Source organism: Microbacterium sp. Leaf161, assembly GCF_001423645.1.
Classification (GTDB): domain Bacteria; phylum Actinomycetota; class Actinomycetes; order Actinomycetales; family Microbacteriaceae; genus Microbacterium; species Microbacterium forte.
This window is the reverse complement of sequence record NZ_LMOW01000002.1, coordinates 215,465-227,047: the sequence shown is the minus strand read 5'-3', so window position 1 is coordinate 227,047 and position 11,583 is coordinate 215,465. Positions and strand designations below refer to the sequence as shown.

The following is an 11,583-nucleotide window of genomic DNA, read 5'->3' as shown; positions in this document are numbered from 1 at the left end:
GCTTGATAATTCGTAACGAGTCAGAAACGCACGCTCGCCCCGCTACGCTGACCTTGCTTCGATCACGAAGGAGCCTCATGCCCGACACCTCGCCCCTCGCCGTCGAGGACCAGCACTCTCGACGCATCCTCGATCTGGTGGCGCGCGGCGAGGCGCGCTCCCGCAGCGAGCTTGCCGCGCTGCTCGGCGTCGCGGCCTCGACCGTCGGGCTCAGGGTGCAGCTGCTCCTCGATGCCGGCGTGTTGCAGGAGGCAGGCGACGGCACGTCACGCGGGGGAAGACGACCACGCGTCCTGCAGATCGCCGGAGACGGCATCGTGCTGTCCGCCGACCTGGGGGGCCGGCACGCTCGGATCGGAAGACACTCGCTGAGCGGCGCGCTGCTGGGCGTCGAGTCGATCGCCATCGATCTCACCGACGGCCCCGAGGCCACCCTCGGGCGCATCGCCGAGGTCTTCGATCGCCTGGGCGCAGACACGCGGATCCATGCGATCGGCGTCAGCCTTCCCGGCCCGGTGGACACGCTCACCGGATCCGTCGATCAGCCTTCTCGCATGCCCGGCTGGCCGGGCTTTCGGGTCGGCGAGCATCTGGCCGGTCGCTTCGCGACTCACGTCACGGTCGACAATGACGCGAACCTCGCCGCGCTCGGCGAGCACCGCGCACAGTTCGGCCACACGCACCACAGCATCACGGTGAAAGCGGGCACCGCCATCGGCAGCGGGGTGATCGTCGACGGGCACATCCACCGAGGCGCCACGAGCGCTGCCGGCGACATCACGCACACCCGCATCGACGGCAGCGGCGACATCCCCTGCTCGTGCGGCAACACCGGATGCCTCGAGACGGTCGCCAGCGGCGCGAGCCTCGTGCGTCAGATGCGCGAGCGCGGCAACGACACCGTGCGCACGACCACCGATGTGCTGATGCTGGCGAGGGATGCCGATCCGCTCGCGACCTCGCTCGTACGGACGGCGGGCACGCACCTCGGTCAGGCACTGTCGGGGGTCGTCAACTTCTTCAACCCGCACGCGGTCTTCCTGACCGGGGGCATGAGTGCCTCCGAGCCGTTCATCGCCGCAGTCCGCAGTCGCGTCTACGAGGCGTGCCATCCCCTGGCGACGCAGCGACTGCGCATCGAGGCCGCGACGACGGGAGCGGATGCGATCCTGCACGGCGCCGCCCGCCTCGCGCTCGAGGGCATGGACGTGGCGGCGGGCTGATCCGCCGCCACTCCCCGCCTCACGCCGAGAGTGTCAGCTCGATCACCGGCAGCAGCACGTCGGGGCGCCTGACGGGCAGATGGACGGTGAGCGTCCCCTCGGCCTCTCCTGCCGGGGTCATCAGGTCAGCCTGCTGCTCAGGGTCGGATGCGCTCGTCTTGAGCCACGACCCGTCATGCAGCAGCCGCGCATACGTCACTCGTCCGGCGAGATCCGGCAGGTGGACGAATCCCATCGGCCAGGAGAACAGGCTCAGGTACAGACGATCGCCCTTGCGGGTGTACACGCCTTCACGAGGAGGCGTGAACTCGGCGTGCCCCGCCCCGATCACCGCGCCTCCGTGCAGCCGCATCCATTCGCCGATCTCACCGAGAGTCGCAGCGTCCCGCGGAGCGATGGCCCCGCGCCCGTCCGGACCGATGTTGAGAAGCATGTTGCCGCCCATCGAGACCGAATCGACCAGCATCTGCGTCAACAGCGTCGACGACTTCTGGTCGGTGTTGTCCCTGTCATATCCCCACGACCCGTTGAGCGTCTGGCACGCCTCCCACGTCAGGGCGACACCGTCTCGGACGATCGGCGCGGTGGGCTGATACTGCTCGGGGGTCACGAAGTCGGCGGGGATCCCGAGGCGGTCGTTCACCAGCATGTTCGGCTGGAGCTCGCGGCACAGTGCGAGCAGACCGGTGGCATCCCAGTCGTCGGGGCCCTTGCCGGACCAGCCGTCCTTGGCCTCGGGGTAGGTGAAGTCGAAGAACAGGTAGTCGATCTCGCCGTAGGCGGTCAGCAGTTCACGCACCTGAGCATGCAGGTACTCCCTGTAGATCGACATGTCCCTGCCCACGTTCAGTTCATGCGCGTCGGCATCGTCTCGACGAGGGTGGTTCCAGTCGACCGTGAAGTGGCGATGATGCCAGTCGATCACCGAGTGGTAGAGCCCCACCTTGAGACCCTCGGCGCGGAGTGCGTCGACGTACTCCCGCACCAGATCCCGCCCTGTCGCCGCGACGGAGGTGAAGTCGGTGCGCTGGGAGTCCCACAGGCAGAATCCGTCGTGGTGCTTGGTGGTCAGCACGACATAGCCCATCCCCGTGTCCTTCGCGGTGCGCGCGAGGGCGCGAGCATCGAACAGATCCGGATCGAAGTGCTCGAAGTAGGGGCGGTAGTCCTCGTCGGTCAGGCGTTCGTAGTTCTGCACCCACTCATGCCGGGCGGCGCCGCTGTAGAGGCCGAAGTGCACGAACATGCCGAAGCGGGCGTGATCAAACCATTCCTGTCGCATACCTCCATCCTGGCACAGACATCCGATGTCTAGCGTGATGAACGGTGCGGACGCAGAAGAACGGGCACCCCCTAAGGGATGCCCGTTCTTTCGATGATCGAATCAGTCAGCGCGCAGCGCTGCCGTCGACGTAGTCCTCGTCCTGCTGCTTCCATGCGAAGAGCGAGCGCAGCTCCTTGCCGGTGGCCTCGATGGGGTGCGTCTCCTCTTTGGCCCGCAGCGCGAGGAACTCCTCGCCGCCGTTGTCCTGGTCGTCGATGAAGCGCTTCGCGAACGCACCGCTCTGGATGTCGGCGAGGATCGCCTTCATCGACTCCTTGACCTCGGGGGTCACGACGCGGGGGCCCGACACGTAGTCGCCGTATTCAGCGGTGTCGGAGACCGACCAGCGCTGCTTGGCGATGCCGCCCTCCCACATCAGGTCGACGATGAGCTTCAGCTCGTGCAGCACCTCGAAATAAGCGATCTGCGGCTGGTAGCCAGCCTCGGTGAGCGTCTCGAAGCCGGCCTGGACGAGGTGGCTGACGCCACCGCACAGCACGGCCTGCTCACCGAACAGGTCGGTCTCGGTCTCCTCGGTGAAGGTCGTCTTGATGACGCCGGCACGGGTGCCGCCGATGGCCTTGGCGTACGACAGCGCGGTCGCCCAGGCGTTGCCCGATGCGTCGCGCTCGACGGCGATGATGTCGGGGATACCGCGACCGGCGACGAACTCGCGACGCACGGTGTGGCCCGGTGCCTTCGGTGCGACGAGGATGACGTCGACGCCCTCGGGAGCGTCGATGTAGCCGAAGCGGATGTTGAAGCCGTGCGCGAAGGCGAGCGTCTTGCCCTCGGTGAGGTTCGGGGCGATCGACTCGCTGTAGATCGTGCGCTGGTGCTGGTCCGGCGCCAGGATCATGATGAGGTCGGCCCACTGAGTCGCCTCAGCGACGGTCTTGACCGCGAATCCGGCTTCCTCCGCCTTCGGCGCCGACTTCGAGCCCTCCTTGAGCGCGATCGCGACCTCGACACCGGAGTCGCGAAGGTTCTGCGCGTGCGCGTGACCCTGCGAGCCGTAGCCGACGATGGCGACCTTCTTGCCCTGGATGATCGACAGATCGGCGTCTGCGTCGTAGAAGATCTCGGTGCTCACTGGTTTTCTCCTTGATTGGTGTTCGTGTACGTGTATGAAATCTGGTCAGCCGCGCAGGACGCGCTCGGTGATGCTCTTGCCGCCGCGGCCGATGGCGAGGAGACCCGACTGCGCGATCTCCTTGATGCCGAACGGCTCGAGGGCACGGAGCATGGCGTCGACCTTGCCCCGATCACCGGTGACCTCGATCACCAGCGCGTCGGACGCATAGTCCACGACCGAGGCGCGGAACAGGTTGGCGACCTCGATGACGTTCGACCGGTTCGCGTTGTCGGTGCGGACCTTGACGAGCATGTGCTCGCGCTGCACCGAGGTCGGGAAGTCGAGCTCCACGATCTTGATGACGTTGATCAGCTTGTTGAGCTGCTTGGTGACCTGTTCGAGAGGCAGGTCCTCGAGATCGACGACGACGGTGATGCGCGAGATGCCCGGCACCTCGGTCACGCCGACCGCGAGCGAATCGATGTTGAAACCGCGGCGCGCGAACAGACCCGCGACGCGGGTCAGCAGACCGGGGGTGTTCTCCACAAGGAGGCTCAGCACGTGAGTCGACATGGTCAGTCCTCCTCGTCGAATGCGGGCGCGTGCTCGCGGGCGTACTGGACGTAGCTGTTGCTCACGCCCTGGGGAACCATCGGCCACACCATGGAGTCGGCGCTGACGACGAAGTCGATGACGACGGGGCGGTCGTTGGTCTCGAGAGCGAGCTTGATCGCCGCGTCCACCTCCTCCTCCTTCTCGACACGGATCGCGAGGCAGCCGTACGCCTCGGCGAGCTTCACGAAGTCAGGGATGCGCACGGTGCCGTGGCCGGTGTTCAGGTCGGTGTTCGAGTGGCGGCCGTCGTAGAACAGCGTCTGCCACTGGCGGACCATGCCCAGCGACGAGTTGTTGATGATCGCGACCTTGATCGGGATGTTGTTGATCGTGCAGGTCGCAAGCTCCTGATTGGTCATCTGGAAGCATCCGTCGCCGTCGATCGCCCACACGACACGGTCGGGCTCGGCGACCTTTGCACCCATGGCGGCGGGGACGGAGTAGCCCATCGTTCCCGCTCCCCCGGAGTTCAGCCAGGCGTTGGGTCGCTCGTACTTGATGAACTGCGCAGCCCACATCTGGTGCTGTCCGACGCCGGCGGCGTAGATGCCCTCTGGGCCGGTCAGCTCGCCGATCCGTTGGATCACGTACTGCGGTGCGAGGAGCCCGTCGGTCGTCGGCGCGTATCCGAGGGGGAACTCGGTACGCAGCCCGTCGAGGTACGACCACCACTCCTCCGTGTCGGGAGTCGTCGTGTTGACGGCCGAGCGGAACGCGGATTCGAGATCGACCAGCACGTCGCGAACGTCACCGACGATCGGCACATCGGCCGTGCGGATCTTTGAGATCTCCGCCGGGTCGATGTCGACGTGCACGACCTTGGCGTTCGGCGCGAAGAGCGCAGCCTTGCCGGTCACGCGGTCGTCGAACCTCGCGCCGAGCGACACGATCAGGTCTGCCTCCTGCAGCGCGAGCACCGCAGGGACGGTGCCGTGCATGCCCGGCATGCCCAGGTGCTGCTGATGCGAGTCGGGGAACGCGCCGCGAGCCATGAGCGTCGTCACGACCGGTGCGTTCGTCGTCTCGGCCAGGGTGAGCAGCTCGGCCGACGCACGACCGCGGATCACACCGCCGCCGACGTAGAGCACCGGCTTCTTGGCCTCGGCCAGAAGGGCGGCTGCCGCATGGATCTGCTTGCCGTGGGCCTTCGTCACGGGGCGATACCCCGGCAGGTCGTACTTGGGCGGCCAGACGAACGGCGCCATGGCCTGCTGGGCGTCCTTGGTGATGTCGACGAGCACCGGACCGGGTCGGCCCGTCGATGCGATCTCGTACGCCGCCGCGATGGCACCGGGGATCTCGGATGCATCCTTCACGAGGAACGAGTGCTTCGTCACCGGCATCGTGATTCCCACGATGTCGGCCTCCTGGAACGCGTCGGTGCCCATGAGCGTCGAGAACACCTGGCCGGTGATCGCGAGCAGCGGCACCGAGTCCATGTAGGCGTCAGCGATCGCGGTCACGAGGTTGGTCGCACCGGGGCCAGAGGTCGCGATGCAGACACCGACCTTGCCCGACGACGATGCGTAGCCCTCGGCGGCGTGGCCCGCTCCCTGCTCGTGCCGCACCAGGATGTGCCGAAGGTCGGCCGCATCCATGAGCGGGTCGTAGACGGGGAGGATCGCGCCGCCGGGGAGGCCGAAGACGTCCCTGACGCCGAGGAGCTCGAGCGTGCGGACGACAGCCTCTGCTCCGGAGATCTCCGGTGCGGCGGATTTGGGTGCGGGCGGCCTCGGCACAGCCGAGACGGTGTCAGCAGTCATGACACTCCTTCTGATGGTCTGTAGGCGACGTCGGAGGCTGGATGCCGGATTCGACGCGGATCAGCCGGTCGTCGCGCCCTCGGCGGCTGACCGCACGAGACGCGAGTACTTGGCAAGAACGCCACGGGTATAGCGCGGGGGTAGCGGCTCCCAGCCAGAGCGGCGGGAGGCGAGCTCCGCCTCGTCGACGAGTAGGTCGAGAGAGCGAGCTGCGATATCGACCCGTATCAGATCACCATCGCGCACGAAGGCGATGGGACCTGCGTCCACCGCTTCGGGTGCTATGTGGCCGATGCACAGGCCGGTTGTGCCGCCTGAGAATCGTCCGTCAGTCAAGAGTAGTACATCTTTTCCGAGCCCCGCGCCCTTGATGGCCGCGGTGATGGCCAGCATCTCGCGCATACCCGGTCCGCCCTTCGGACCCTCGTAGCGGATCACGATGACGGTGCCCGCCTCGATCTCGCCGTTGGCCACGGCGTCCATGGCCGCACGCTCGCGCTCGAACACGCGGGCGGGGCCCTCGAACACGGCGGCGTCGAAGCCGGCCGTCTTCACGACCGCACCCTCGGGCGCGAGCGAGCCGTGCAGGATCGTCAGGCCGCCGGTCGCGTGGATCGGGTTGTCGAACGTGTGGATGACCTCGCCGTCGATCGGCTGCGGGTCGAGATCTGCGAGGTTCTCGGCGAGCGTCTTGCCCGTCACGGTGAGCGCGTCGCCGTGCAGCAGCCCCTCGTCGAGCATCGCCTTCATGATCACGGGGATGCCGCCGTGGCGGTCGACATCGTTCATGACGTACTTGCCGAACGGCTTCATGTCCGCCACGTGCGGCACCTTGTCGCCGATGCGGTTGAAGTCGTGCAGGCTCAGCTCGACATCGGCCTCTCGCGCGATGGCGAGCAGGTGCAGCACGACGTTGGTCGAACCGCCGAGGGCCATCGCGAGCGCGATGGCATTCTCGAACGCCTCCTTGGTGAGGATGTCACGGGTCGTGATGCCCTGACGGAGCAGGTTCACGACGGCCTCGCCGGAGCGGTGCGCGAAGTAGTCGCGGCGGCGATCCGCGGCGGGCGGGGCAGCCGAACCGGGAAGGCTCAGGCCGAGAGCCTCGGCCACCGACGCCATGGTGTTGGCCGTGTACATGCCTCCACAGGCACCTTCACCCGGGGCGATCGCGCATTCGATGCGCTTGAGGTCCTCTTCGCTCATGAGACCTGCCCTGCACGCGCCGACGGCCTCGAACGAGTCGATGATCGTGACGTCCTTCTCGGTGCCGTCGGAGAGCTTGACCCATCCGGGGGCGATCGAGCCGGCGTAGAGGAAGACGCTGGAGAGGTCGAGTCGGGCGCTGGCCATGAGCATGCCGGGGATCGACTTGTCGCAGCCGGCGAGCAGCACCGAGCCGTCGAGCCGCTCGGCCATCATCACGGTCTCAACCGAGTCGGCGATGACCTCGCGGGACACCAGCGAGAAGTGCATGCCCTCGTGGCCCATCGAGATGCCGTCGGACACCGAGATCGTGCCGAACTGCAGCGGGTAGCCACCACCCGAATGCACACCCTCTTTCGCCCCCTGCGCGAGACGGTCGAGGCTCAGGTTGCAGGGCGTGATCTCGTTCCAGCTGGACGCGATGCCGATCTGGGGCTTGTCCCAGTCGGCGTCGCCCATGCCGACGGCACGGAGCATGCCTCGGGAGGTCGTCGCCTCGATGCCGTCTGTGACGACGCGGCTGCGGGGCTTGATGTCGATGGGCGCGCTGGTGGAGGGATCATGCGAGGACATGACGGAAGTCTATTCCCGCCGAGAGGTGCGCTCGTCCGCGAGCGCCTCCAGAAGCAGCGCGATCTGTTGTGGGTTCTCCACACGAAGCTCGGCGGCGCTCTCCCCCGGGCCCACACGCACGCCCAGATCATCGCCGGTGAGCACCCGCATCGCGTCCTCGTCCGTGACGTCATCACCGGCGAAGAGGATCGCGGTCGCATCGAAATGCTCGCGAAGGGCGGCCATCGCGGCGTCCTTCCCCTCGTTCCGAGAGGAGAACTCCAGGACTCGGTGTCCTGCGCGTCGCCGCCAGTGGGGGAAGCGCTCCGCCACCAGCGCGTCGATCTCGGCGAACACGGCCTTCTCGACCTCGGGAGTGGCAGTGCGCGTGTGCACGCCCATCCCGAAGGTCTTCGGTTCGAGCTCGGCACCCTCGTAGCGATCGATGATCGGTCGTGCCGCCTCCCACAGCTCCTCACGGGAGCCCTCGGCGGACTCGGCATCGTCGGTCGCGGCATCGCCGACACCCGGGTACCAGTACTGGGCACCGTGCGAACCGGCCAGAGCGATCAGCGAATCATCCGTGTGCTCGGTGATGACTCTCAGGTCATGCATGCTGCGCCCCGACACGTAGGCGACCACCGTGTCCGGCAGAGCTGCGAGCCGCGTGACCTGCGTCGCGACCTCGGGCAGCGCCCTGGCCGCCATCGGGTCGGGGATGAGCGGAGACGCCGTGCCGTCGAAGTCCAGTGCGACGACCAGCCTGGGCGTCGCGGCGATGGCGCTCAGCGCCGGGTCTGCTTCTCCGGGGGTCCAGCTACGGGTCACAGGGTCTCCAATCGAGGCGGTGTCCTCCCAGTATGACCCGGCGGATCAGCGTCGGCGGACCTCCGCGAGTGCGCGGAGGAACGACGACGACCAGGCGTTCACATCGTTCTCCAGCACACGGCGCCGCAACGACCGCATCCGCTTGCCCTGCTCGGCCGGCGTCATGGAGACCGCTGTCATGATCGCGTCCTTCAACCCGGCGATGTCGTGCGGGTTGACCCGCACCGCCTGTCGCAGCTCATCGGCGGCTCCCGTGAACTCGCTGAGCACGAGCACACCGCGGTTGTCGGCTCGGGTCGCCACGTACTCCTTCGCCACAAGGTTCATGCCGTCGCGCAGGGCGGTCACGAGCATGACGTCGGCGGCGAGGTACAGCGCGACCATCTCCTCGCGCGGATAGCCCTGGTGCAGATACCGGATCGCCGTGTGACCCATCGTGTCGTGGTCGCCGTTGATGCGCCCGACCGCGAGCTCGATCTCGTCCCGCAGGTGCACGTAGGCATCGACGCGCTCGCGACTCGGACTCGCGACCTGCACGAAGGTGACGTCGTCGACGCTCAGCTGGCCGTCTTCGAGCAGCTCGCCATACGCCTTGATGCGGTGTCTGATGCCCTTGGTGTAATCGAGCCGGTCGACGCCGAGAAGGATCTTCTTGGGATTGCCGAGGCTCGCTCTGATCTCGGCCGCCCGTGCCCGCACCTCGGGGCGGGCAGCGAGCTCGAGATACGGAGCCGTGTCGATGGAGATCGGGAACGCCCGGGCGACCGCAGTGCGGGTGCGTCCGTCGTCCGTCGGGATCGCCACTGCTGATCCTTTGACCTCGTAGCGCAGGCGACGGCGCACCGCCGTCAGGAAGTACGTGGCGTCCTGCGCGCGCTGGAATCCGATGACATCGGCGCCGAGCAGACCCTTAAGCACCTGATCACGCCAGGGCAGCTGGGCGTAGAGACCGTGCGCCGGGAACGGGATGTGATGGAAATAGCCGATCGTGACGTCGGGCCTCAGCTCCCGGATCATCTGCGGCACCAGCTGCAGCTGGTAGTCGTGCACCCAGACCGTGCCGTCGGGCGCGACGACATCGGCAGCGGCCTCTGCGAACCGGCGGTTGACCTTGACGTACGCCTCCCACCACTCGCGGTGATACTGCGGCGGCGCGATCACGTCGTGGTACAGCGGCCAGATCGTGTCGTTGGCGAAGCCCTCGTAGTAGTCGGCGACCTCTTCGGCACTGAGCGGCACGGGAATCAGGTCGATGCCGTTGATCTCGAATCGGTCCAGCTCGAGGTCGGGCTGTCCCGGCCACCCGACCCAGGCCCCCCGCGCGCTGCGCATCATCGGCTCGAGAGCGGCGACCAGACCGCCCGGGGAGGTCCGCCACTCCTCGTCTCCGTCAGGACCCACGACCCGGTCGACGGGAAGTCGGTTGGCGACGACGACGAAATCTGCGACTGACATGTGTGGATGCTCCTGACGATGCAGTGGGGGTGCTCCTCAGGCTACAGAAGCTCAGACCGAGGCTACGCGAGGTCGAGTGGCACTGAGGGGCCAATTGACAAGGGCGGCCGTGAACGCTACGCCGGCGGCGATGATCGGCAGGACGAGGGCGCTTCCGGTGCCCACGTTCTCGGCGAGCTCCCCTGCCACCGCCGCGCCGAGGGACTGACCGACGACGATGCCCGATCCGAGCATCGTCATCACCGTGGCCGAGCGTCCGAGCGGGCTGCGCGCGGCGCCGAAGCTGTACTGGGTCACCAGCGTCGGTCCGATTCCGATTCCCATGATCGCCAGCGCGACCATCATCATCGCTGGCGAGTCGACGAGCAGCAGCAGCAGGCTGCCTCCGAGCAGGATGCCCGAGAACAGCAGCCAGCGCGCCCGCAGCGAGAACCGCACCGGAAGCCACGCGACACCGAGGGCGAGGATCGCCGAGCCGACGCCCATGACGCCGTAGAGGAGTCCCGCCTGTTCGGGGGCGCCTCGATCGGCCATGAAAGACGTGAGCGCCGTGAGCATCGTGCCGAAGAACATCCCCACACCGAGGATTCCGACGACGACGATCAACAGATGCGGGCTGAAGAGCTCCGACACCTTGGACGGGGCCCTACCGTCTTCATCTCGGTGGACAGACACGGCGCGCGCACTCGGATGCAGGGCGAATGCGCCGACGAACACCACCGTGAGCACGGCCGCTCCGACCAGCGGTGCCCAGGGAGCGAGCGCCGACGCGAGGATGCCCACGATGAAGGGGCCGAACACGAACACGGTCTCATCGGCGGCGGACTCGTACGCCATGGTGCCCGAGACGGTGCGGGTGCGGAGCGCCTCCGGCATCCGGTCGGCGATCATCGTGACGAGCCTGGATCGAGACATGGGGGCGACCTGCGGGGCTGTCGCACCGATGCCGAAGGCGGCGATCAGCACCAGAGCATCCGCTCCGCCGGCGTAGACGACGAGGGTGAAGATCACCAGCATCGCGCCGTTGGCCATCGCCAGGATGAGCAGCACCGTGCGCTGGCCGAAGCGATCAGCCGCGGCGCCCAGCAGAGGCCCGAAGCACGCCGTGCCCAGGCCGACCGCTGCGGAGGTGAGTCCGCCGAGCGAGAGCGAGCCGCGCGCCGAGACGACGACGGTGAGGACTCCGACGACCATCATCGCGAACGGCAGTCGGGCGATGAACGCGATGATGAAGTACGGTAGGCCCGCGATGCGGAGCAGTCCTGGTGCCTCCGGCGTGGGTGTGGGGGCGTGGTGCCGAGGCGTGGGTGTTGCGTGTGTCATGGGCTCTCGCGCGTCCGCAGACGCGGGGTCGGGTGCCGCCGCTGTCCGTCGGAAAGCCGACGGCCGGTAGATACACGGATTGCGGCCGCGGGCGAGCCGCGACTCCCCCATTGTACCGCGCGGGTCAGAACCGTCTCTGGATGCCCTCGGTCGACGAGTCTTCGTACTGACAGAATTCGCGCCGGATTGTCAAGGCTGAGCGCCGTGAGGCGGTCGGAA

Annotated in this window: 9 protein-coding genes; 1 reads left to right on the top strand and 8 read right to left on the bottom strand. The window is 67.3% G+C overall.

The annotated features are described in order from the left end of the window. Positions 1-77: 77 nt before the first annotated feature. Entirely contained in the window at positions 78-1,223 is a 1,146-nt protein-coding gene (locus ASF87_RS13780) for an ROK family transcriptional regulator (protein ID WP_056376645.1), read from the top strand. Positions 1,224-1,242: 19 nt separating this feature from the next. Here the strand turns inward: ASF87_RS13780 and ASF87_RS13775 are convergent, their stop codons facing one another. From ASF87_RS13775 to ASF87_RS13740, 8 genes are all read right to left on the bottom strand, one after another. Then, entirely contained in the window at positions 1,243-2,505 is a 1,263-nt protein-coding gene (locus tag ASF87_RS13775; protein WP_056376644.1) for an alpha-L-fucosidase, read from the bottom strand. 106 nt (positions 2,506-2,611) lie between these two features. Further along, entirely contained in the window at positions 2,612-3,640 is a 1,029-nt protein-coding gene (gene ilvC / locus ASF87_RS13770) for a ketol-acid reductoisomerase (RefSeq protein ID WP_042541742.1), read from the bottom strand. Positions 3,641-3,685: 45 nt separating this feature from the next. Next, entirely contained in the window at positions 3,686-4,195 is a 510-nt protein-coding gene (gene ilvN / locus ASF87_RS13765; RefSeq protein ID WP_042541743.1) for an acetolactate synthase small subunit, read from the bottom strand. 2 nt (positions 4,196-4,197) lie between these two features. Further along, complete coding sequence (locus ASF87_RS13760; protein ID WP_056376643.1) at positions 4,198-6,000, bottom strand: acetolactate synthase large subunit; 1,803 nt, start codon at positions 5,998-6,000, stop codon at positions 4,198-4,200. Positions 6,001-6,060: 60 nt separating this feature from the next. Then, positions 6,061-7,779, bottom strand: a complete 1,719-nt coding sequence (gene ilvD, locus ASF87_RS13755; protein ID WP_042541745.1) for a dihydroxy-acid dehydratase — start codon at positions 7,777-7,779, stop codon at positions 6,061-6,063. Positions 7,780-7,788: 9 nt separating this feature from the next. Next, positions 7,789-8,586 carry a trehalose-phosphatase gene (gene otsB / locus ASF87_RS13750; protein ID WP_082508927.1) on the bottom strand — a complete coding sequence of 266 codons (798 nt, stop codon included), beginning with the start codon at positions 8,584-8,586 and terminating at the stop codon, positions 7,789-7,791. Positions 8,587-8,631: 45 nt separating this feature from the next. Continuing rightward, positions 8,632-10,041, bottom strand: a complete 1,410-nt coding sequence (locus tag ASF87_RS13745; RefSeq protein WP_056376642.1) for an alpha,alpha-trehalose-phosphate synthase (UDP-forming) — start codon at positions 10,039-10,041, stop codon at positions 8,632-8,634. 51 nt (positions 10,042-10,092) lie between these two features. Next, positions 10,093-11,364, bottom strand: coding sequence for an MFS transporter (locus ASF87_RS13740; RefSeq protein ID WP_056376641.1), 1,272 nt, complete (start codon positions 11,362-11,364; stop codon positions 10,093-10,095). Positions 11,365-11,583: the final 219 nt, after the last annotated feature.

Excerpts from the sequence above, each read along its gene's own strand:
- ASF87_RS13775 (WP_056376644.1), bottom strand. The coding sequence starts at position 2,505 with ATGCGACAGGAATGGTTTGATCACGCCCGCTTCGGCATGTTCGTGCAC.
- ASF87_RS13760 (WP_056376643.1), bottom strand. The coding sequence starts at position 6,000 with ATGACTGCTGACACCGTCTCGGCTGTGCCGAGGCCGCCCGCACCCAAA.
- ilvD (WP_042541745.1), bottom strand. The coding sequence starts at position 7,779 with ATGTCCTCGCATGATCCCTCCACCAGCGCGCCCATCGACATCAAGCCC.
- ASF87_RS13780 (WP_056376645.1), top strand. The coding sequence starts at position 78 with ATGCCCGACACCTCGCCCCTCGCCGTCGAGGACCAGCACTCTCGACGC.
- ilvN (WP_042541743.1), bottom strand. The coding sequence starts at position 4,195 with ATGTCGACTCACGTGCTGAGCCTCCTTGTGGAGAACACCCCCGGTCTG.
- ASF87_RS13745 (WP_056376642.1), bottom strand. The coding sequence starts at position 10,041 with ATGTCAGTCGCAGATTTCGTCGTCGTCGCCAACCGACTTCCCGTCGAC.
- ASF87_RS13740 (WP_056376641.1), bottom strand. The coding sequence starts at position 11,364 with ATGACACACGCAACACCCACGCCTCGGCACCACGCCCCCACACCCACG.